Origin of the sequence: Flagellimonas chongwuensis (genome assembly GCF_013376415.1) — a bacterium.
Lineage (GTDB): Bacteria > Bacteroidota > Bacteroidia > Flavobacteriales > Flavobacteriaceae > Flagellimonas > Flagellimonas chongwuensis.
Genome location: NZ_WYET01000001.1, coordinates 1,040,791 through 1,063,459, shown reverse-complemented (window position 1 = coordinate 1,063,459; position 22,669 = coordinate 1,040,791). Strand labels below are relative to the sequence as shown.

15 protein-coding genes are annotated in these 22,669 nt (G+C 43.4%); 8 read left to right on the top strand and 7 right to left on the bottom strand.

The features are described 5' to 3' along the window. Positions 1 to 34 precede the first annotated feature (34 nt). The 3 genes from GUA46_RS04620 to alaS form a co-directional block, all read right to left on the bottom strand. A complete protein-coding gene (locus GUA46_RS04620; protein WP_176619478.1) occupies positions 35 to 649 on the bottom strand; it encodes a DUF4230 domain-containing protein in 615 nt (204 codons plus the stop codon). Beyond that, positions 650 to 1,609: a GSCFA domain-containing protein gene (locus tag GUA46_RS04615; protein WP_176619477.1), complete on the bottom strand. Its 960-nt coding sequence runs from the start codon at positions 1,607 to 1,609 to the stop codon at positions 650 to 652. Between the two features lie 94 nt (positions 1,610 to 1,703). Then, a complete protein-coding gene (gene alaS / locus GUA46_RS04610; RefSeq protein ID WP_176619476.1) occupies positions 1,704 to 4,316 on the bottom strand; it encodes an alanine--tRNA ligase in 2,613 nt (870 codons plus the stop codon). 104 nt (positions 4,317 to 4,420) lie between these two features. Here alaS and GUA46_RS04605 point away from each other — a divergent pair, with 104 nt between their 5' ends. Genes GUA46_RS04605 through GUA46_RS04585 form a run of 5 tightly spaced genes read left to right on the top strand, consistent with a single transcriptional unit; the run spans position 4,421 to position 7,556 of the window. Further along, positions 4,421 to 5,398, top strand: coding sequence for a M23 family metallopeptidase (locus GUA46_RS04605; RefSeq protein WP_176619475.1), 978 nt, complete (start codon positions 4,421 to 4,423; stop codon positions 5,396 to 5,398). Next, positions 5,398 to 5,727, top strand: coding sequence for a MerR family transcriptional regulator (locus tag GUA46_RS04600; protein ID WP_176619474.1), 330 nt, complete (start codon positions 5,398 to 5,400; stop codon positions 5,725 to 5,727). Before GUA46_RS04605 ends, GUA46_RS04600 begins: the two co-directional genes overlap by 1 nt. A 19-nt stretch (positions 5,728 to 5,746) precedes the next feature. Further along, entirely contained in the window at positions 5,747 to 6,346 is a 600-nt protein-coding gene (locus tag GUA46_RS04595; protein WP_176619473.1) for a LemA family protein, read from the top strand. 3 nt (positions 6,347 to 6,349) lie between these two features. Beyond that, positions 6,350 to 6,787, top strand: a complete 438-nt coding sequence (locus tag GUA46_RS04590) for a TPM domain-containing protein (protein ID WP_176619472.1) — start codon at positions 6,350 to 6,352, stop codon at positions 6,785 to 6,787. Beyond that, the gene (locus tag GUA46_RS04585; RefSeq protein WP_176619471.1) at positions 6,768 to 7,556 is read left to right on the top strand and encodes a TPM domain-containing protein; all 789 of its coding nucleotides are present in this window, start codon (positions 6,768 to 6,770) and stop codon (positions 7,554 to 7,556) included. Before GUA46_RS04590 ends, GUA46_RS04585 begins: the two co-directional genes overlap by 20 nt. 14 nt (positions 7,557 to 7,570) lie before the next feature. On the opposite strand, the gene GUA46_RS04580 is transcribed toward GUA46_RS04585, so the two are convergent. After that, the gene (locus GUA46_RS04580; protein WP_176619470.1) at positions 7,571 to 10,357 is read right to left on the bottom strand and encodes an outer membrane beta-barrel protein; all 2,787 of its coding nucleotides are present in this window, start codon (positions 10,355 to 10,357) and stop codon (positions 7,571 to 7,573) included. Between the two features lie 229 nt (positions 10,358 to 10,586). On the opposite strand from GUA46_RS04580, the gene GUA46_RS04575 reads away from it, so the two are divergent. Then, positions 10,587 to 16,145 (top strand): alpha-2-macroglobulin family protein, encoded by a 5,559-nt coding sequence (locus GUA46_RS04575; RefSeq protein WP_176619469.1) that lies wholly within the window; start codon positions 10,587 to 10,589, stop codon positions 16,143 to 16,145. 6 nt (positions 16,146 to 16,151) lie between these two features. Continuing rightward, a complete protein-coding gene (gene pbpC, locus GUA46_RS04570; protein WP_176619468.1) occupies positions 16,152 to 18,524 on the top strand; it encodes a penicillin-binding protein 1C in 2,373 nt (790 codons plus the stop codon). Here the strand turns inward: pbpC and der are convergent, their stop codons facing one another. After that, positions 18,525 to 19,826, bottom strand: coding sequence for a ribosome biogenesis GTPase Der (der, locus tag GUA46_RS04565; RefSeq protein WP_176619467.1), 1,302 nt, complete (start codon positions 19,824 to 19,826; stop codon positions 18,525 to 18,527). It abuts the gene before it with no gap. A 76-nt stretch (positions 19,827 to 19,902) separates the two neighbouring features. Between der and GUA46_RS04560 the strand changes: the two genes are divergently transcribed. Continuing rightward, positions 19,903 to 20,418: a GTP-binding protein gene (locus tag GUA46_RS04560; protein ID WP_176619466.1), complete on the top strand. Its 516-nt coding sequence runs from the start codon at positions 19,903 to 19,905 to the stop codon at positions 20,416 to 20,418. Here the strand turns inward: GUA46_RS04560 and era are convergent. Further along, positions 20,415 to 21,296 (bottom strand): GTPase Era, encoded by an 882-nt coding sequence (gene era, locus GUA46_RS04555; protein ID WP_108246971.1) that lies wholly within the window; start codon positions 21,294 to 21,296, stop codon positions 20,415 to 20,417. The genes GUA46_RS04560 and era overlap by 4 nt on opposite strands. Further along, entirely contained in the window at positions 21,286 to 22,650 is a 1,365-nt protein-coding gene (locus tag GUA46_RS04550) for an alanine/glycine:cation symporter family protein (protein WP_176619465.1), read from the bottom strand. Before GUA46_RS04550 ends, era begins: the two co-directional genes overlap by 11 nt. Positions 22,651 to 22,669 lie beyond the last annotated feature (19 nt).

Below are 22,669 nucleotides of genomic sequence, written 5' to 3'. Positions count from 1 at the left end.
CTTATAGACGCATCAAATCTAGAAATGTGACAGATTAATCCAAAAAAGTTTTCAACTGTTCCGAATTTTCAACCGGAGTATTGTTGTACACCAGGGTCCAACCCATGGTGTTGGTCAGCACCAAGATTCGCGAGAGTTCGCTCACCAAACGATTTTCTGCATTGGATCTAAGTGAGGAGGCCTCTATTTTCTTCATCAATGATGCATTCACATTCCGCTTAATGGCATTATAATCATTTGCGTTGAACTGATTCAAATAATCCGCCGTAACATCGTAATATTCAAAATCGGGACTGATCTTGATTTCGGGCTCTGGAATTTGGGTAATGGTCAGCATCTTGTTCTCTTCGTCCACATCATAATTGATTTGCGACAGGTCATAAGCAATGGTCACATCGGCATTAACTACCACTAGTGCTTTTTTATGGGCAGTGATCAACGGACCGAACAGATCTTTGGAATCCTTGTAATTGTACACCTCGGCAAAATGCCCTTCGGTAACCACCAATTTGGATACATTCTTCAATTCCTGCTGAATGAGCATGGAACTCTCTTCTAATATGGATTTTTGTTCGCGGTCATCGGCACAGGATCTATAGATCAAAACCGAAGCCAACGCTATAACCGCTCCTACTAATATTCTCTTCATTTATTCAAATTTCATAAAAGGAAACCTTTCTTGAAGATACGTAATTTTTGCACGGAGCGATGTTTCGAACTTTTGATGGCCTTCGGAATCTGGGTTGAACGGACGGTGCGACAATCCTTTTTGAACGGCATCTACCTCATCCATCACGGCATATGATTTTGAAGAAATCCAGACCGATTTAAATTTTTCCCAAATGTAATCTACTGCTAACTGATTGGGGTGCACCATATCGGTTCCATAAAAACGGTAATCGCGTAGCTCGTCCATCATAATTTCATAGGATGGAAAGTAGGACAGTTCTCCCGTCTGCGCGCTAGATGACAAAACGGAGTGAACAGCAGTTATTAAATGAGCCTTGCTCCTTTGGTTCTCCATAAAACCATCTTTTATATGACGAACAGGTGAAATCGTAAATATGATTTGGGCACTGGAATTCACTCTTTGAATCAAGCTTATTATGTTTTGAAGACTCAACTCAATTTCGGCTACGCTCAATAACTTTTTAGTGAATTGCTTCTGCGGAACCTTATGGCAATTCGCTACCGTTTTCCCTGATGAATTATGCTTGTAAACCCATGTCGTTCCCAAGGTGATGATAATATGTGAAGATGCTTCTAGATTGGTCTTGGTTTCCTTCAACTTTTGGTTGAGCAAGTTTAACAAGGCTTCTGAATTATCTGAACGCAAATCGGAATGGGCATCAAAACAGCGCCAAATCCCATCCTGCTCAAAAATTTCCGCTTGCTGATACGTTTTCCCTTCAATGGCCCTTTGCGCCAAATTCTCTATGGCCAAGGGATGGAACAATATCCCAAAAGGATTTTGCAATTGTTGAAACTGAAAGTAGTCCAGCTTTGCGCCAATATTTTCCACAAAACAAGACCCCAACAGCACCAACTTACTTTGATAATCGATGGGATTATCGCTGGACTCTAAAGGTATTTTGGTTTGTAGTTCCATTGGGTTTGCTAAAAATGTCTGTTCGAGCGTAGTCGAGAACAACATGACACCACATCTCGACTGCGCTCGATGTGACAAAGGAATTCTCAGAGAATTACTTTAAATATTCCCTCACCTTATCCAACGCTTCGGGGATTCCCGCAGGGTTTTTGCCCCCCGCTGTGGCAAAGAACGGTTGTCCTCCACCGCCACCTTGAATGTACTTGCCCAGTTCACGTACAATGGTACCGGCGTTCAAATTCTTTTCAGCCACCACCTCCTTGGAGATATAACAAGATAATACTGCCTTACCATCATTTTCGGAAGCCATCAACAGGAACAGGTTATCTACCTGACCACCCATTTCAAAAGCAAGATCCTTGATACCACCTGCATCTAAATCCACCTTTTTGGCCAAGAATTTAGCACCTCCCAAATCTTCCAATTCAGAAATCAACTCGTTTTTGAGTCCTTTGGCTTTGTCCTTCAATAATTGCTCCACCTGCTTTTTAAGGGCAGCATTCTCTTCCTGTAGACTAGCAACGGATTTTACCGGGTCTTGGGAATTCTTCAACAAATCCTTGATCTCAAAGAGCATACGGTTATTATTGAAATAAAATTCTTTAACAGCATCAGACGTAATGGCTTCGATTCTTCGGATTCCAGCGGCAACAGCGCCTTCGGAAACAATTTTGAAATGCCAGATATCGGCCGTGTTCTTTACATGGGTTCCTCCACAAAGCTCAATGGATTGCCCAAAGCGGATGGTCCGTACCGTATCACCATATTTTTCCCCGAAAAGCGCCATGGCACCTTGCTCTATAGCCTCTTGCATAGGAACATTCCGGCTTTCTTCCAAAGGAAGGTGCCCGTCGATACGAGCATTGACAAAGTTTTCAACCTCCCTGAGTTCTTCTGTGGTCAATTTGGAAAAGTGGGAGAAGTCAAATCGTAAATATTTGGAATGTACCGCGGAACCTTTCTGTTCTACGTGGGTACCCAAAATTTCCCGCAATGCCTGATGCAACAAATGCGTAGCGGTATGGTTGCTCTCCGTTCTTCTGCGTTGTTTTTCGTCCACTACCGCCTTAAAGGTTCCTGAAACTTCTTTCGGTAACGATTTAGCAAAATGAACGATCTCGTTGTTCTCTCTCTTGGTGTCTACAATATAGGTTACATCGCCATTGGGAGCTTCCAGATAGCCCTTATCCCCTACCTGTCCACCTCCTTCGGCGTAGAAAGGGGTCAAATTGAACACCAATTGATACTGATCACCATCTTTTTTACTGGTGACTTTACGATACTTGACCAATTTTACGTTGGCTTCCAAACTATCATAACCGATAAATTCCTGCTCGGAGTCGGTCATCACTATATTCCAATCGTCCTTAGACACTTCTGATGCTGCTCGTGAACGGTCCTTTTGTGCTTTCAATGCCTTTTCAAAGCCTTCTGTGTCCAATTGATATCCTTTCTCTTCCAAGATCAGCGCGGTCAAATCTATCGGAAATCCGAAGGTATCGTAAAGTTCAAAAGCCTTTTCGCCCGCAATGGTCTTATCTTTTGATGATTTGATCACGGAATCCAACAACACCAAACCTTGTTCCAAAGTGCTCAAGAAAGAGCTCTCCTCCTCTTTGATGACGTTTTCAATCAGTTGGTGTTGCTCTTTCAATTCTGGAAATGCCTTACCCATCTGTTCGCTCAACACCTTCACCAATCTGTAGATAAACGGTTTGTTGGTATCCAAAAATGTAAATCCGTAGCGAATGGCACGGCGTAAAATCCTTCGGATGACGTAACCCGCTCCTGTATTGCTAGGCAATTGTCCATCGGCAATGGAAAAGGCCACCGCACGCACGTGATCGGAAATGACACGGATGGCGATATCGGTTTCTTCGTTGGTGCCATATTTTTTGCCCGTGATAATTTCCACTTCACGTATCAGAGGGGTAAAAACGTCGGTATCGTAATTGGATTGCTTGCCCTGGAGCACCATGCAAAGGCGCTCAAAGCCCATACCCGTATCAATATGCTTTTCTGGAAGTGGCTCCAAACTGCCGTTGGCCTTTCGGTTGAACTGCATAAAAACCAAATTCCATATCTCCACCACTTGTGGATGGTCTTGATTGACCAAGGAAGCTCCATCAACTTTTGATTTTTCTTCTTTGGACCGGATATCCACATGGATTTCGGAACAGGGCCCACAGGGACCTTGGTCGCCCATCTCCCAAAAGTTGTCTTTTTTGTTCCCTTTGATAATTCGGTTCTCCGGCACAATCGCTTTCCAGAAATCATAAGCTTCTTGATCGAGCGGAAGGTTATCATCTTCGCTCCCTTCAAAAACAGAAACGTAAAGACTGTCCTTATCAATTTTATAGACCTCGGTGAGCAGTTCCCAAGCCCACGCAATGGCTTCTTTTTTAAAATAATCCCCAATGCTCCAGTTCCCCAACATCTCGAACATGGTGTGGTGGTAGGTATCCTTCCCCACTTCTTCGAGATCGTTGTGCTTTCCGCTGACCCGTAAACACTTTTGAGTGTCGGTAAGACGCTTGCTTTTAGGAACGGAATTCCCCAAAAAGTACTCCTTGAACTGGTTCATACCTGCATTGGTGAACATCAAGGTTGGGTCGTCCTTCATCACCATGGGCGCAGATGGTACTATCTTGTGGTTCTTTTCTTTGAAAAAGTTTAAAAACTGGTTTCTAACTTCTTGGGATGTCATTGAATTCCTAGGGTTTTCTTAAATTTAACAGTTTAAGCAAAACAATTTTTATATTTGTTTGTTCTGATTAAAATGAGTGAGCAAAAATAGGATAAAATCCATTCATGTCTAAAGTAAAGTACTATTACGATCCGGATACCCTTTCGTACAGAAAGATCGAGCCGAAGAAGTCCAAAAGATACAGGAATATTTTCTTGTTCTTGCTGGGTTCCGCGTTGTTCGGTTTCCTTGGACTCATTATTCTTTTGAATACACGATGGGTAAATACACCCAAAGAACTTTCTCTTGAACGTGAGGTTCGCAATTATGAGCTACAATACGACATACTGAGCAGGAAAATGGACCAAATGGAACAGGTGCTTTCCAATATCGAAGAAAGGGACAACAATATCTACCGTTTATATTTTGAGGCGAATCCAATACCGGAAGAACAGCGAAGAGCTGGTTTTGGCGGTATCAACCGATATAAAGACCTTGAAGGTTTCAACAACTCCGAAATTATTATTGATGCTACCAAACGTTTGGACATCATCCAAAAAGAGATGGTGATACAGTCCAAATCCTTGGACGAGATTGCCAAATTGGCCGAAGAAAAGGAAAAACTTTTGGCATCCATTCCGGCCATACAACCTGTAAGCAACGAAGACTTAACACGGATGGCATCTGGTTACGGTTGGCGTTCCGACCCATTTACCAAGGCACGTAAAATGCACTGGGGAATGGATTTTACAGCTCCCAGAGGTTCACCCATATATGCTACCGGTGACGGAAAGGTAGTCCGTGCGGACAATAGATCTTCCGGTTATGGAAAGCATGTACGTATTGATCACGGGTATGGGTACATTTCATTGTACGGCCATATGAGCAAGTACAATGTTACCGTGGGCCAAAAAGTAAAAAGGGGCGACCTTATAGGCTTTGTGGGCAGCACGGGACGTTCGCAAGCTCCCCATGTACACTACGAAGTGTTCAAGGACGGGGAACGCATCAATCCAATTAACTTCTATTACGGAAGTTTATCTGCCGAAGAGTTTGACAACATGCTCCGATTGGCCAACCAAGAGAACCAATCACTGGATTAATGCACGTAGACCTTCCAGAAAAACGGTATTACGGTATTGGCGAGGTGGCCAAAGCCTTTGGGGTAAACACCTCCCTGATTCGTTTTTGGGAGAAAGAATTTGATGTGCTCCAACCCAAGAAAAATGCCAAGGGCAATCGTAAATTTACGCCACAGGATATCCAAAACCTTCAATTGATCTACCATTTGGTCAAGGAACGCGGATTTACTTTGGAAGGTGCCAAAACGCATTTAAAGGAAGAAAAACAAAAGACCCTTTCCAATTTTGAAGTAATTCAGAAGCTTCAAAAAGTAAAGGCAGAGCTTCTCAAGATCAAAGATCAACTGTAAACACTTTAACCAATAAAAAATGAAAAAAGGTATCATAGCCATTATTGTCCTCGGGATTTTAGGGGTGATTATTGTGGGTTGGTATGTAAGGACCAACAACAACCTTATCAACATGAAAGGACAGGCCACCAAACAATGGGCCAACGTGGAAAGTTCCTATCAACGTAGAAGCGATTTGATAGGCAACTTGGTCAAAACGGTCCAGGGCGCTGCCGATTTTGAACGCGAAACCTTGTCCGATGTTATTGAAGCCAGAGCAAAGGCGACATCGACCAGTATTGATGCAAATAACCTTACACCGGAACAGTTGGCGGAGTTCCAACAGGCACAAACAGGTTTATCCTCGGCTTTATCCAGATTGTTGGTTACTGTGGAACGTTATCCCGATTTGAAGGCCAGTCAAAACTTTTTGGAACTGCAATCACAATTGGAAGGCACGGAAAACAGAATCAATGTGGAACGAAACCGTTTTAATGACCTTGCCGGTGAATACAATATCAAGATCCAACAGATTCCTACCAATATTGTTGCCAGTATCGGAAATTTCGATTCCATGCCATTGTTTAAATCTGATGCCGGTTCTGAAAACGCTCCCGATGTAAACTTCGAATTTGATTAAACCATGTCGCACGTAGAAGAGTTTTTAACTGCTGAGGAAGAAAGCGACATTGTCAACGCCATTGTTGAAGCCGAAAAAAATACTTCGGGTGAAATTCGGGTGCATATTGAATCCACTTCAAAAATAGACCACTTTAGCAGGGCCCAACAGCTGTTCCACTTCCTTAAGATGGACAACACAAAAGAGGGTAACGGAGTTTTGCTATACGTAGCCGTTGACGATAGAAAGTTTGTCATTTATGGTGGTGAGGGAATTGACAGGGCCGTTCCCAAAGGATTTTGGGACAGCACTAAGGATGTAATCGCTTCCCATTTTAAAAAAAGAGATTTTAAACAAGGAATCGTCGAAGGTATTCTTATGGCCGGGAAAGAACTGCAGTCACATTTTCCATGGAACCACGACGACACCAACGAATTGAACGATGCAATATCCAAAGGCTAGTTTTTTACTGTTGTTTTTATGGGCCTCCCTGGCTTGGGGGCAATTTACCATACCTGAAAAACCACAGAAAGAAACGAGTGTATACGATTATGTAAACTTATTATCTCCCTCGCAAAGCAATGCCTTGGAACAAAAATTGGTTCGATATTCCGATAGTACCTCCACTCAAATTGTAGTGGCCATTATTAGTTCCACCAAAGGTGAGGACATTAATTTTTTGGGTGCGCAGTGGGGGCAAAAATGGGGCATTGGACAGGCTGACAAGGACAACGGAGTACTCATACTTTTGGCTCGGGACGACCGTAGAATCGGAATCAATACTGGGTACGGAGTAGAGGGTCGCCTCACCGATTTAATGTCGAGGCGCATCATAGAGACCGTAATTATCCCAGAATTTAAAAAAGGTGATTATTACAGCGGCCTGGACAAAGGTTCAGAAGCTATTTTCAAGGTTTTGACAGGCGAGTTTACTGAGGACCGTAATTTTGGCAGGGGCAAAAAATTTCCAATTGATGCACTTTTCCCTGTAATCATATTTTTTGTGATCGTTATTATTCTTTGGAGCCGAAAGAATAAAGGCGGAGGTGGTAATGGTGGCCGGGGAGGTAGAGGCCCCAGTATCTGGGATATGATCATCTTGAGCAACATGGGCCGTAGTTCCGGCTCTTCCGGCGGATTTGGCAGCGGAGGAGGTTTTAGCGGCGGTGGTTTTGGTGGAGGCTTCGGAGGAGGCGGATTTGGCGGAGGTGGTGCCTCTGGAGGATGGTAGCCCAACTTCCATTTTTACAACCTCCTAAACCTTCCACCTCTTTGTTGTGGTGCCCCACTGCCACCAAATGAGTCGAATTTTATGGTCAAACTGCCCATGAAATATCTTCTAAGTGCCGTGCCCTGAAAATCCTGTATAAAATCCTGTCCCGTTGTTCTTCTGGTATTTATATTTTGATTGAGCAAATCATAGGCCAGCACCTTTAAAGTCGCCTTCTTTTTGAACATTTGTACGCCCAGGCTCATGTTCCAGAAAATCGCATCCTTATCAAACCCAGCTCCAAGGTTACCATTGTAACTATAGGTAATGTCATTACCCCAGACCATGTTTTCCGGCCAATAAGAAGTGAGTTTAAAAGATAGATTGTGGGTCGTAAAATCAACATCTTCCACATTGTCCAAATTATATCGCGTCGCATTTACCGCCAAAGTGTACTCGGGCTCAATTTCCAACATTTCCTTATAGTTGAACAATAGTCCCGCACTGGGCCTTATCGCAAAAGAATTCGATTCCAACTGTGCCCCATTAGTGAAACCTACTTGCTTGTTAATGCTTGCATTGGGCCTCAGGGTAAATTTTAAAGTATAGAGGCTATCCTTTTTAATCTGTTTTGAGTAATTGATTCCCATTGCACCATTATAATTGCCTTTTACATTTTGGTAAGTCGTCGTCCTGATGAAGTCCTCATCCGTTGTGGTGCTCGATACTATCCTGTCCTCATCTATTCCCAAATTGGCCCAAAAGAAAATCCCAGTTCTCTCCCTCCAATTGTAGTTATTGAAATTCAAATAAAAATTATGGTTTATCTGGGGGTCCAAGTTGGGGTTTCCCTGAATAATATTTAATGGATTGCTCACATTGGGCACAGGCTGCATTTGGTTTATGGATGGTACCTGCAATTGGGAACGATAGTTAAAACTCATCCGTTTGTTATTTCCCAAATCGTAATTGGCGTAAGAACTTAAAAGCAAGTTGCTATAGTCCTTGGAGAACGATGTTCCCTGTATAAAGTCCTCGTTTTGCAACCTATTCCTCTCCAAACGTGCCCTAAGGTTAAACCTCAACTTTTTACCATTGGAACCAACTCCTACTTCGGGAACGTGTTTGTTCACTTTAAAATCAAAATCGGAACTTAGTTCCATGTTGTAAACATATTGACCTGTGAGCTCATCAAAATCTGAGACCGTTCTTTGGTTCTGCTGCTCGTTTTTCTCATAACTATATCTAAAATCCAAATACAGCTCCTTGTTAAGCGGCTGTCGGTAGGAGCCTCCCAACTCATAATTATCATTGGAGTTATCTACCAAAGTTCTTTGGTCCAAAAGTACTTGGCTCGGGTCGTCCCCATAAATATTTCTTTCAGAGTTCAAAGAGGTTTCAGAATCGCTTACCCGATTATCGTTATTAAAATAGACACGGACATATTTGCCCAAGGAATCCAAACGTTTCATAATCTCCAACCTATTGCCAAAATTTCTCTGGAAACCATCGGTAACCTGTAAAGATGAATTATCGTTGATCAAATTACCATCTTCATCAGTAGAAACGGTATTCTCTAGATTCGACGAATTGGTGTTGTTTACACTAAAATTAGGTTGTATGGTTATCCTTGTGGTCTTGTCCACATCAAACTCCAAATTGGCCGCAGCTTGGTTAGATATGGTCCCGCCCACAAAACTGCTCTCTGTATCGGTAAAAAAACTTCCATCGGGTAATATATTCTCCCTAGATGTCCGCTCATCATTGTATGAATCGCTATAGGCATAAAAATAGTTTCCGTCTACCTTATATTTCCCTTTATCCTGATTGGCATAACTCCCCCCTATGGTAGAAGAAGTAACAATGCCTTCGCCAAAACCGAAGGACATGTTTCCTATGGAAAAGGAACCATTTCTATTAAAATTGACACCCCCTCCCCTTGAATTACCCACCATTTCATAAATTTCATCAAACGAAAAACCGGGATTGTTTATGTTATTGCTACTGCCCAGAACACTTATGCGTTCCGTATCGTTAAAATAATTGAGAAGGCCGTTTGCCTGATACCTATCATCCGTGCCATAACCACCGGACAACCTGCCCATGTATCCTTTGTTCTTATCCTCTTTTAAAGTAAGATTGATAGTTTTGGTCTCGCCGTTTCCTGATTCTCCGATAAATTCCTGTTCCTTGGTCTTGGTATCCGTAATCTGTATTTTACTGATTACATCCTTGGATAAAGATTTTGTAGCCACTTTGGGGTCGGTACTAAAAAACACCTGACCGTTTACAAGCACTTGGTTCACCTCTTTTCCATTCACCGTAATGGTTCCATCGCTGGCCACTTCCAAACCCGGTAGCTTTTTCAGCACATCCTCTACGGTGGCATCCGGTCTGGTTTTAAACGAATCTGCATTAAATTCAAGTGTATCCTTCTTCACTGTAATCGGTACGCGCTCACCCACCAAATCAATACCGTCCAATTCCTGTACCCGCTCCTCCATTTTGATCGTCCCGATCTCCATCACAGGTTCCAGGGTCACTTCACGTATTTGGGGTGTAAAGCCATTGCTGGAAAAAGCCAATCTCGCTTTTTTGTATGCCGTTCTTCCCTCCAATGCAAAAACTCCGTCCGAATTGGTTATGGTATAGGTAATCAAAGTACTATCCCTCAATGTTTCCGCATAAATAGTGGCCGCCTCGATTGGAGAGCCCGTAAGGGCATCCACAATTTTACCTTTTACCAAAAAATCTTGGCCGTGAAGGGAGGAGAATGAAAAAAACAATAGGATTAGAGCGTAGTGAATGTAATTTTTTCTCAATTTGAAACTGTCTTGTTTGGTTACTTCTGTGTTTAGACTCCTAAATATCGGTTTGGTAAATTAAGTGAGGGCACTTTTAACTAAACTTTGAGAAAATTCCCATAAACCAACACCCTAAACCTTCATACGTAAACTCAAAAGCACCATCCGTAAACTTATACCCTGCTGCTTTTCAATTTTAAGTATCTTGCTTTCAGATTAACTTTTGAACAAAAACACCGGTCTTCTCATGTCTCGATCCCACAAAACGATTCTTATCGCCCTACTTATCCTAGCTGCATCCTGTAAAAAAAAGAATAGCTCCGAAACCGATAATCTTTTCAAGTTCAAGGATTACATTAGCTATCATACCAACGGCAACCAAAGTATTTCCTCTCCAATCACTATTGCATTGGCCCAACAATTGGACCAGTTTGAACTGACCCAAGAACTTCCCAAGGAATATTTGGACATCTCACCAAAGGTGGATGGCGAATTGATCATTGATAATGGAAGGGAACTAACCTTCCAACCGACTGAACATTTAAAGCCCAATACAGAATATACCGTTAGCCTGAAGCTAAACAAACTCTTCGATGACATCAAAAGTGAGTTCAAGACCTACACCTTCAGTTTTAAGACCATTGCGCCCAATTTTAGAATCAATCTCGGCAATCTACAATCCTACAGCAAAGATTGGCAATACCTCACGGGCACTTTGGATGCTTCGGATATTCTGGATGTGTCAAAAATAAAAACGGTACTTTCCGTAAAACAGGGAGAAAAAACTATTCCTGTAAAATGGGACAATGCAGCCGAAAACGCACAATACTTCAGTTTTAAGATTGATAGCATTTCCCGAAAAACCGATGATAGCCAACTTACCATCAATTGGACCGGCAACGCTTACAACATTGAAAATGAAGGTTCGGAAAACTATATGATACCCGGCAAGAACAAATTTGTGATCATTGATGCCAAAACCACATCATCGCCCAATGCGGTGCTTACACTGAATTTCTCTGAACCCTTAAAACAAGACCAAAACCTGAATGGTTTAGTGACCATTGAAAATGCTGAAAGTCTCCGGTACGAGATCAACGGAAACGTTTTGAACGTCTACCCATCCAATCGCATTTTGGGCGAAGTAAGCGTCAATGTATTTCAAGGCATCAAAAGTGAATATGGGTTTACCTTGAAAAACGACCTTTCCGAACTGGTATCTTTTGAGCAGCTAAAACCTGCTGTGCGATTGATTTCCAAAGGAACCATTTTGCCCAACGCAACCTCAACCCCAATTTATTTTGAAACTGTCAACCTCGCTGCCGTCGAAGTTCGCGTAATTCAAGTATATCAAGACAATATGCTTCAGTATCTTCAAAATTATGACCTTACCGAAAGCTATAGTCCCGATTTTAGACCCGTTGGGCGCAGGGTAGCCTACAAAGTGATTCCGCTCACAAAAGACGGCAACCAAAATTCCAGCTACTGGCAGGCCCACGGTCTCGATTTGTCGGAGTTGATAAAAATAAATCCAGGTTCGCTATATCGGGTCGAGTTCAGTTTCAAAAAAGAACACACCACTTATGATTGTGGGAATAGTGCCGAAACCGAGGAATCCACCACCGAATATGCTTTGGAGCAAAGCTCCGATGAAGCATCAGAAGAAGAGCGCTATTGGAACAACGAAATCTACAACTATAGAAATTATGATTACAATTGGGAAGAGCGGGACAATCCTTGCCACTCTGCATACTACAACTACGAAAGAATAGCAGCTACCAACTTGTTGGGCAGCGATTTAGGGCTTATCGTTAAAAAAGGAAGCAATCGCTCCCATCATTTTGCAGTGACCAATCTGCTCACCACCCAACCCGTAGCTGGCGCAAAAATAAAGCTCTACAATTACCAACAACAATACATCGGCGAGGTTACGACCGATGCTCAAGGACTTTCAGTTTACGACAGCGATAAGGGCATTGCCTTTGCCGTGGCCGAACACAACAATAATTTTGCCTATGCCAAACTTGCCGATGGAAATGCATTGTCCCTCAGTAAGTTTGATGTGTCCGGAGAAGAGCTACAAAAAGGGCTGCAAGGCTATTTATATACCGAAAGAGGCGTGCACAGACCGGGCGACATCATCCATTTGACATTTGTATTGGATGATAATGCAAATCCCCTGTCCAAAGGGCATCCCGTAGCTTTGGAAGTCAGTGATGCACGCGGTAAACTGGTGCAACGCCATGTTTTAAAAGAAGGAAGTATTCCTGTTGCTGATGGCTTATACGCCAAAAAAGAAAAGAATTTTTACTACTTCCCCATTCCAACAGAAGCTACCGCCCCTACCGGAAACTGGTCTGCCAAAGTGATTGTGGGAGGGGCACAGTTCAGTAAAACCCTGAAAGTGGCAACCGTAAAACCCAATCGATTAAAAGTGGATTTTGCTTTTGATGATGAAGTACTGGAGGCCAATTCCATCAACAGGGTAAAAGCCGAAGTAAAATGGCTGCACGGTGCTCCTGCACGCAATCTTAAAATAGACATCAATGCCACCTTGAGCGAGACGTCCACGGCCTTTCCAAAATATAAAGGCTATGTTTTCCAAGACCCTGTTCGGACTTTCAATCAGACTGAATTGCAATGGATTTCATCAAATTTGGATGCCAATGGTGTACTCAACATCAACAAAAAAATAGATGTGAACGGCAACGCACCGGGTATGTTACAGGCAACTTTTACAACAAAAGTCTTTGAAGGAGGCGGGGACTTTTCCATAGATGTGTTCTCCAAAAATTTGGCACCTTTTTCCAACTTTGTGGGACTCCGCTCACCAGAAGCAAAACAATATGGTTCTTTCTTAACGGATGACAACAATACATTTGATGTGGTTACCGTCGATGCGCAAGGAAATCCATCGGGCAATCGAAAATTAAAAGTACAAGTGTTCAAAATTGAATGGCGCTGGTGGTGGAACCGTGGATATGACAATCTATCCCGGTACGAAAATGCCACCGTTCACCGCCCTTTCAAAGAAATGAATATAACCACAGGGAGTGACGGTAAGGCTAATTTCAATATCAATGTTCCCGATGAGCAAGGTGGACGTTACCTCATCCGTGTGATGGACGAAGTTTCGGGTCATGCTACGGGTCGTACCGCCTATTTTTACCGCAATTGGTGGCGAAGACCCTCATCTGCGGATGCTGAAAGCTCTAAAATTTTGATTTTCTCTACGGACAAAGAAAAATATACTCTTGGGGAAGAAGCAACGGTAACCTTCCCATCAGACAAAGGCGGTCGTGCTTTGGTCAGTATCGAAAACGGTACCGAGGTGCTCTCCCAACAATGGATAGAAACCTCTGCCAAGGAAACTCGGGCGACCATTCCAATTACGGCAGAAATGGCACCGAATGCCTACGTGAACATTTCCTTGTTGCAACCGCACAGTCAGGTTAAGAACGACCTGCCCATCCGATTGTATGGTGTTGTACCTCTATTGGTGGAAAATCCAGCCACATTCTTGGAGCCGCAGATCAATATGCCCGATGTGCTGCAACCAGAAACATCATATAAGGTTACTGTGTCCGAAGTAAACAAAAAACCAATGACCTATTCGTTGGCCGTGGTAGATGATGGCCTTTTAGACTTGACACGCTTTACCACTCCCGACATCCATAGTGCTTTCTATGCCAGACAAGCCTTGGGCGTTAAGACCTTCGACATTTTCGACGATGTGATGGGAGCCTACTCCGTGAGCGTGGACAACATCTATGCCATTGGTGGTGGTGGCATTGGAGCTGGCGCCAAAAACCGAAAGGCACAACGCTTTAAACCCGTCGTTACCTATTTGGGTCCGTTTACCTTGAAGGCAGGTGAAAAAGCATCACACACCATCGATATGCCGAACTACGTGGGTTCCGTTCGCACCATGGTGGTTGCAGGCAACCCAAACAGTGCTTACGGTAACGCTGACAAAACAACCCCGGTGCGCAAACCTTTGATGGTATTGACCTCCATTCCACGAAAATTATCCCCCGGCGAGACCGTGACCATACCAGTTACGGTATTTGCCATGGAGGCCAAAGTGAAAAATGTCAAGGTCAATATTGATGTAGGAAAGGCCTTGGAGCCCATTAATGGAACTTCCAAAAACATTACTTTCAATGCTGTTGGGGAACAAATTGTCAATTTTGATTTTAAAGTCAATCCAACATCATCCTTCCAGACCATAAAAGTTACGGCTACGGGAGCTGGAGAAAGCGCATCCAACGAGACCGAAATCGATGTGGAAAATCCAAATCCTGTCACTACCAAAAGTGAATTGTACACGCTCGACCCCAATGGTTCCCAGACCATTTCAATGGAAACTTTTGGCACATCGGGCACTAATGAAGCATTCATAGAATTCTCGACGCTTCCACCAATGGATTTTTCCAAACGAATGGATTACCTGTTACGTTACCCACATGGATGCGTGGAGCAAACAACTTCTGCAGCATTCCCTCAATTATTCTTGGCAGATGTACTGGACATTACTTTTGATAAAAAGAAAGAGATTGGGAAAAATATAAAGGCTGCAATCGATAGGCTTGGAGATTTCCAAGTTCCCAATGGCGGATTGAGCTATTGGCCGGGTCACGGCAATGCCGACGATTGGGGAACCTCCTACGCAGGGCATTTTATGCTGGAGGCCAAAAAGGAAGGATACCAACTTCCTTTGACATTCTTGAGCAATTGGTTGAGATACCAAAAGAATGCCGCGCGCCAATGGAGCAACCAGAGCACCTATTATAACGATGATGTATCACAAGCCTACCGTTTGTACACTTTGGCTTTGGCACAACAGCCCGAACTGGCCGCAATGAACCGTTTACGGGAAACTACAAACCTCAGCAACGAAGCTAAATGGAGATTGGCAGCCGCCTATGCCTTGGTCGGTAAAAAAGAGGTTGCGGAAGCCATAGCGAAGAAGGCGAACATCAACTTTACTCCTAACAATTACAACTACAGAACCTATGGTTCCGTATTCCGAAACCGAGCCATGGCATTGGAAACTATGGTCATATTAGGCGACCCGCAACAAAGGGAACTGGCCGTTTCCTTGGCAAAAAACTTATCGTCACAGCAGTGGTACAGTACCCAAGAAACTGCATTTGCACTCTTGGCCATGTCCAAAATGGTGATGAAGAACGGAGGTAGGTCCATCGATCTCAACTTTACCAATAATGGAAAAGGTATTAATGTCAAAACTGATAGAGCCATAGCACAACGGGAACTTTCCGTCACTTCGTTTAAAGAAGAAATAGAAGTGAAAAACAATCAAGGAAACATCATTTACGCTACCCTTACCCAAACGGGCAAATTACCGGTGGGCGAGGAATTGGCACAACAGCAAAACCTGAGATTATCGGTCAACTACGTGGACCCGCTCGGCAACTCGGTCAATTTGGGCGAGTTGCGACAAGGAACAGAGTTCGAGGCAAGAGTGACCATTTTCAACAGTTCCGATGACTATATCGACAATGTTGCCCTGACGCATATCGTACCCAGCGGATGGGAAATTGTGGACACCTCTTTTGTAAGCGGAGACAATGAAAATGCATCCAAAGCGGATTATGTGGATACACGGGACGACCGGACACATCTGTATTTTGATTTGGATGCCAAAAAATCAAAAGTCTTTACCATTAAATTAAATGCATCGTTCTTGGGTGATTACTATTTGCCCGGTGCCCAAGCTGAAGCGATGTACGACAACAACTACCAAGCCCGAAACAAAGGACAATGGGTCAAAATAGTTCAGTAATGTTGAATGAGTGAATTTTTATCGCCAGTAAAACGAATCTTGGTCAACCATAAAATCAAATTCGGTGTATTTTTCATCGTTTTGATTTTATGGTTGTTTTGCCTGCCCAAAAATCTGTTCGAAGATCCAACATCAACGGTTGTGGACAGTTCCGAAGGTTCACTCATTGGAGCACGGATTGCCGATGATGGTCAATGGCGATTTCCCCAAATTGATTCCGTGCCCCAACGCTTCAAGCAGAGTGTTCTACTTTTTGAGGACGAGTATTTTTACCAGCATCCCGGGTTTAACCCAATTTCCATCATTAAAGCCATTGGGCACAATCTTACCAAAGATAACCGAAGGGGAGGCAGTACCATCACACAGCAAGTGATACGGTTGAGCAGAAAAAATCAAAGCCGGACCTACTGGGAGAAACTTATCGAAGTATTTATGGCCACTCGATTGGAACTACGTTACTCCAAAGAAGAAATTTTAAAACTTTATGCCTCCCACACCCCCTATGGGGGCAATGTAGTGGGTTTGGAAACCGCGGCTTGGCGCTATTTTGGAATTCCTGCCCAGGAACTGAGTTGGGGACAATCCGCGGCATTGGCGGTTTTGCCCAATGCCCCTGCCCTGATTTTTCCTGGACGGAACGAACAGGCCTTTCTGGATAAACGAAACCGATTATTGAAAAAATTATGGGAGAAAAAAATCATTGACAAGACCACTTATGAATTGGCGATAGCCGAGCCACTGCCACAAAAACCCTTCCCGTTGCTAGATCTGGCACCGCATCTTACCGAACGAATCCGAAATGAGCATCCGGGCCAGCGTGTGACCACTTCGCTAAAACGACCCTTGCAACAACGATTAAATCTCTTGGCAGAACGGCACTATCAGCAATTACAAAGCAATGAAATCCATAATCTGGCCATTCTGGTGCTCGATGTGGAAACCCGAAAAGTACTTGGGTATGTGGGTAATTCCCCTTCGGATGAGTCACACGCCAATTATGTGGATATCATCACTAAAAAAAGAAGTACGGGGAGTACGTTAAAGCCCTTTTTGTTTGCTTCGCTCTTAGATGAAGGTCAACTGCTACCCCATAGTCTAGTGGAAGATGTTCCAACAGTGATCAACGCATACCATCCCCAAAATTTTGACTTGAAACATGTCGGCGCCATACCAGCAAGCAAAGCCTTATCACGTTCACTTAATGTACCCGCTGTGCGATTGTTGCGTGAATATGGACTTCAAAAGTTTTACAACAAGCTCCACAAAATGAAGATGATATCTTTGGACAGACCATCCTCATATTATGGGCTATCCTTGATTCTAGGTGGTGCGGAAAGTTCCCTATGGGAAGTGACCTCCATCTATGCCTCCATGGCCTCCAGCCTGAATTTCTTTTTGACACATTCCAGTACCTACCGAAACCAAGAATTTACCGAGGCTACCTATTTACAAAACGAGACCACAAATTTTGGGAAGGAACAATTTGACCCTTTGGTTTTTGGCGCAGGTTCGATTTATAGTACATTTCAGTCGATGTATGAGGTCAACCGACCTGAAGGTGACGAAAATTGGCACTTTTTTGATTCCTCCCAACCTATTGCATGGAAAACCGGAACCAGTTTTGGTTTTAAGGATGCTTGGGCCGTTGGGGTTACGCCAAAATATGCCATTGGGGTCTGGGCAGGCAATGCCGATGGCGAAGGTAGACCCGGACTTACGGGAATCACCGCTGCAGCTCCACTTCTTTTTGATGTCTTGGATGCACTTCCCCAAAGCGGTTGGTTCCAAGAACCATTTGATGACCTTGTGGAGTTGGAGATTTGTGTTCAAAGTGGATATCGTGCGTCCGTTTATTGTGATGATGTTAAAAAAGAATGGGTGCCCACACATGGAACACGAAGTGGTCCGTGCCCCTATCATCAGCAGTTTTTTTTAGATGCTTCGGAACAGTATAGAGTAAACTCCGAATGTTACCCTCTGGAGGATATGGTCGCCAAGAATTGGTTGGTACTCCCTCCTATTTTGGAATATTATTACGCTTCTTCGAATCCCAACTATAAACCTTTGCCCCCTTATTTGGAAGGTTGTTCTGCTTTGGAAAACAATTTGATGGAGTTCATTTACCCAAAAAGAAATGAAACCGTACTACTCCCAAAGGATTTGGGCGAAAAAAGTATGGAAATCATTCTAAAACTGGCCCATCAACAATCCAACGCTATCATTTATTGGTATTTGGATGAATTGTTCATTGGCAAGACAGAGAATTTCCACGACCTAATTTTACCTATCGAAGCCGGTGAGTATATGCTCACAGCCGTGGACAATCAGGGCAATCGAATTCAACAAGTGGTGAAAGTACGCTCCGCTTCGGGAGAATAATTATTTCTTCCGCATAAAAATGGTCATCGGAACTCCGGTAAAATCAAAATTCTCCCTGATCTTGTTCTCCAAAAATCGTTTGTATGGGTCCTTCACATATTGCGGCAAATTGCAGAAAAAGGCGAATTGCGGATATGGTGTAGGCAATTGTGTACAGAACTTTATTTTAACGTACTTCCCCTTAGTCGCCGGCGGCGGTGTTTTCTCAATGATGGGAAGCATGATATCGTTCAATTTGCGTGTTGGTATTTTCTTGGAGCGGTTCTTATAAACATCCACCGCGGTTTCGATGGCCTTATAGATACGCTGCTTGTTCAATACCGAAATAAAAAGAATCGGAACATCTTCAAATGGTGAAATTATTTCGTGAATGGCCTTTGTGTATTCCTTTACGCTATTGGTCTCCTTTTCCACTAGGTCCCATTTGTTCACCAAGATTACGATTCCCTTATTGTTGCGCTGTGCGAGCCAAAAAATATTCTGAACCTGTCCATCAAAACCCCTGGTGGCATCCATCATCACAATACATACATCACAGTATTCAATGGCCCTCACCGAACGCATAACGGAGTAAAATTCCAAGTCTTCCTTCACTTTGGATTTTCTTCGGATACCGGCGGTATCCACCAGATTGAATTCAAATCCAAAACGATTGTATTTGGTATCGATACTATCGCGGGTAGTACCGGCAATATCGGTCACAATGTATCTATCCTCACCTATCAAGGCATTGATGAAGGATGATTTACCTGCATTGGGCCTTCCCACTACCGCAAAACGGGGGAGTTCGCTTTCTTCCTCTTTTTCGTCGGGCAACACCTCAACAAGGGCATCCAATAATTCTCCCGTTCCACTACCATTGATACTTGAAAGCGTATAATATTCGCCCAATCCCAAGGAATAAAACTCGACAGCATCGGCCATACGTTGGGTATTGTCCACCTTGTTTACGGCCAAAAACGTGGGTTTGTCCACCCTGCGAAGGAGCTTGGCCACATCTTCATCCATTCCGGTTACGCCGGACTCCACATCCACCATAAAAATGATGGCATCGGCCTCATCAATGGCCAACTCAACTTGTTTATCGATTTCTTTCTCAAAAACATCGTCGCTGCCCAAAACGTAACCACCGGTATCGATCAAAGAAAACTCCTTGCCGTTCCAATCACTTTTACCGTAATGACGGTCGCGAGTTACACCACTTACGGCATCCACAATCGCCTCACGGCGTTGAATAAGTCGGTTGAAAAAAGTGGACTTCCCAACATTGGGTCTTCCTACAATGGCTACAATAGCTCCCATTAGGTTTAATTTTTGGCAAAAATACCATTTATTATGAAGAAAAAATGATACCTTTTTTCATCATTTTCAAATGATTATGAGCGACTTGACCAACGAGATAGTTTTACGGCCCCGTTTTCGGCTCTCCTTGAGGGCAAATTTAGAACAATTGGAATCCATTTTTGACAGTGCCACCGCATATCCATTTTTGATCAAAAGACTGGATGAACATATTTTTGTCAAGTTCAAAAAAGCGGAAACCAACTTTTGGACACCACAACTTCATTTGGAACTATCTTCATTCGAGGAAGGTGTCAGCAATATTCGTGGCGTCTTTGGCCCCAATCCCACGCTATGGACCTTTTTTATGTTCCTGCATTTTGGTGTGGGAACCATTTTTATCATCCTGGGAATTTTTGCCTATTCCAATTATTCTTTGGGCAAGGATGTTACCTTCTGGCTAGTGGGCATGTTCTTTTTAGTCGTGATTTGGTTTGCACTTTATGCTTTTGGCCGGTTGGGAAAATCGAAAGGAAAAGACCAAATGGAACAGTTGAAACAATTCGTTCGGGACACTATTGCGCCTTTTGAAAGAATAAATAGCGATGCCTAGCCATTGTACCCAAATCTCCTAAGTTGCTGGGAGTTGCTTCTCCAATTTTTGTTCACTTTTACATAGAGTTCGATGTGCACCTGCTTGGCAAAGAACTTTTCAAGATCCTTTCTGGCTTCCACCCCTACTTTTTTAATGGCACTGCCCTTGTGCCCGATAATGATTCCTTTCTGGGTATCGCGTTCCACCATAATTACCGAACGGATGCGGATGATGTCCTCATCTTCTAAAAATTCCTCGGTCTCTACCTCAACTGAATAAGGGATTTCCTTTTTATAGTGAAGCAAGATTTTTTCGCGGATGGTCTCGTTCACAAAAAACCGCTCCGGTTTGTCAGTCATTTGGTCCTTTGGGTAATACGGCGGAGCCTCGGGCAACAATTCCAAAATACGGTTGAACACTTCGGTTACATTAAAGTTTTCCAAAGCGGATATGGGATGAATTTCTGCGCTGGGCAATTGCTCCTGCCAATACTGCATTTGTTCTTCCAATATTTGCTGATCGGATTTATCAATTTTATTGAGAAGGAGCAATACTGGAATCTTGCTATTCTGTAGTTTCTTGAAGAAATTTTCGTCTTTGAGCGCTTTCTCCCCTATTTCCACCATGTAGAGCAACACATCCGCATCCTCGAAAGCGGATTTCACAAAATCCATCATGGAGGTTTGCAGCTCATAGGCCGGTTTGATAATACCAGGGGTATCGGACAAAATCACTTGGAAATCATCCCCATTGACAATGCCCAAAATACGATGACGGGTGGTCTGCGCCTTGGAGGTGATAATGGACAATTTTTCGCCCACAAAGGCATTCATCAACGTGGACTTGCCCACATTGGGGTTTCCGATAATATTTACAAATCCTGCTTTATGCGCCACCGTTCTTTCTTTTTTCAAAATATTGTTTGGATGCTGCGTTCACCTTTGGTGAAAGGTACAACACAGCGATCATATTTGGGATGACCATCAATGCATATGATAGGTCAATCAGGTTTTTTATCAATTTCAAGGATGCCACTGCGGCGAAAACAATCATCACTATAAAAAATACATTGTACCACTTTCCGATTTTGGCATTCGTTAAAAACGACAAGCTTTTCACACCATAATACGAATATGTGAACAGGGTCGATAATGCAAAAGCTGCCACGATTACCATCAAGAGCACATCTCCTATTCCGTACAAGGTGGTTTCAAAGGCGGACATTGTCATGGTAATTCCACTCCCATCCTCAAGATAGGCACCACTCAAAATAATCACCACCGCTGTAAAGGTACACACTAAAATGGTATCTATAAATGGGCCCAACATGGCAACAAGCCCTTCTTTTGCCGGTTCATCGTTACGTGACTGGCCATGATACATAGGTGCACTACCCAGACCGGCTTCGTTGGAGAACATGGCCCTACGGACCCCTACGATTACGAGGCCCCAAAAACCTCCGGTTACGGCGGTATCGAAGTTCCAAGCTTCGACCAAAATCATCTTTAGGGCAGGCCAAACTTCACCTGCATGACTAGCCATCACAAAAATGACAGCCAACAGATAAATTCCTACCATAAATGGTACAATGGCCGATGCTACTTTGGCGATTTTGGTCAATCCCCCAAAAATTACGATGGATGTGATGATGGCCAGAAAAAAGCCTATTCCCAACTTCCAATTGTATTCGCTTGTAGCAAAAAGAGTTTCATGTGGTTGCACAACGCCCATAAATGCTTCGGTAAATTGATTGGCGGTAAATACCCCCAAAAACCCAAACAACCCACAAATACTAAAAAATATGGCCATGGGTTTTGCCCATTTGCCCATTCCCTTGGTGATATAGAACATGGGACCTCCTTGCATATGACCTTCGGAATCCACACCCCTATACATTATGGCCAAGCTCCCTGAATAAAATTTAATGCCCATACCCAAGAGTGCGGTCATCCAAATCCAGAATACAACGCCAGGCCCTCCATCGTGAATAGCAATCGCTACTCCTGATATGTTTCCCAATCCAACAGTTGCTGCTACTGCCGCCGATAATGCTTGAAACGAACTTACATCTCCTTTTGCATTCTTGTCATCGTACTTTCCCGAGACCACGGCAATGGCGTGACCAAAATGGCGGAAGGGTGCAAATTTGGAGTAAAAAGCCAGAAAGAGCCCGCCACCAATAAGAAGAATGAACATGGGCCACTCTGTGTAGGGCAAAAGTGAGGATATAAAATCGTTGATTGCTTTCATAAGGTAAAAACGGCCAATT

Bases quoted from the DNA above. Each gene is read 5' to 3' on its own strand.
- GUA46_RS04620 (WP_176619478.1), bottom strand. From the start codon at position 649: ATGAAGAGAATATTAGTAGGAGCGGTTATAGCGTTGGCTTCGGTTTTG.
- GUA46_RS04615 (WP_176619477.1), bottom strand. From the start codon at position 1,609: ATGGAACTACAAACCAAAATACCTTTAGAGTCCAGCGATAATCCCATC.
- alaS (WP_176619476.1), bottom strand. From the start codon at position 4,316: ATGACATCCCAAGAAGTTAGAAACCAGTTTTTAAACTTTTTCAAAGAA.
- GUA46_RS04605 (WP_176619475.1), top strand. From the start codon at position 4,421: ATGTCTAAAGTAAAGTACTATTACGATCCGGATACCCTTTCGTACAGA.
- GUA46_RS04600 (WP_176619474.1), top strand. From the start codon at position 5,398: ATGCACGTAGACCTTCCAGAAAAACGGTATTACGGTATTGGCGAGGTG.
- GUA46_RS04595 (WP_176619473.1), top strand. From the start codon at position 5,747: ATGAAAAAAGGTATCATAGCCATTATTGTCCTCGGGATTTTAGGGGTG.
- GUA46_RS04590 (WP_176619472.1), top strand. From the start codon at position 6,350: ATGTCGCACGTAGAAGAGTTTTTAACTGCTGAGGAAGAAAGCGACATT.
- GUA46_RS04585 (WP_176619471.1), top strand. From the start codon at position 6,768: ATGCAATATCCAAAGGCTAGTTTTTTACTGTTGTTTTTATGGGCCTCC.
- GUA46_RS04575 (WP_176619469.1), top strand. From the start codon at position 10,587: ATGTCTCGATCCCACAAAACGATTCTTATCGCCCTACTTATCCTAGCT.
- pbpC (WP_176619468.1), top strand. From the start codon at position 16,152: ATGAGTGAATTTTTATCGCCAGTAAAACGAATCTTGGTCAACCATAAA.
- der (WP_176619467.1), bottom strand. From the start codon at position 19,826: ATGGGAGCTATTGTAGCCATTGTAGGAAGACCCAATGTTGGGAAGTCC.
- GUA46_RS04560 (WP_176619466.1), top strand. From the start codon at position 19,903: ATGAGCGACTTGACCAACGAGATAGTTTTACGGCCCCGTTTTCGGCTC.
- GUA46_RS04550 (WP_176619465.1), bottom strand. From the start codon at position 22,650: ATGAAAGCAATCAACGATTTTATATCCTCACTTTTGCCCTACACAGAG.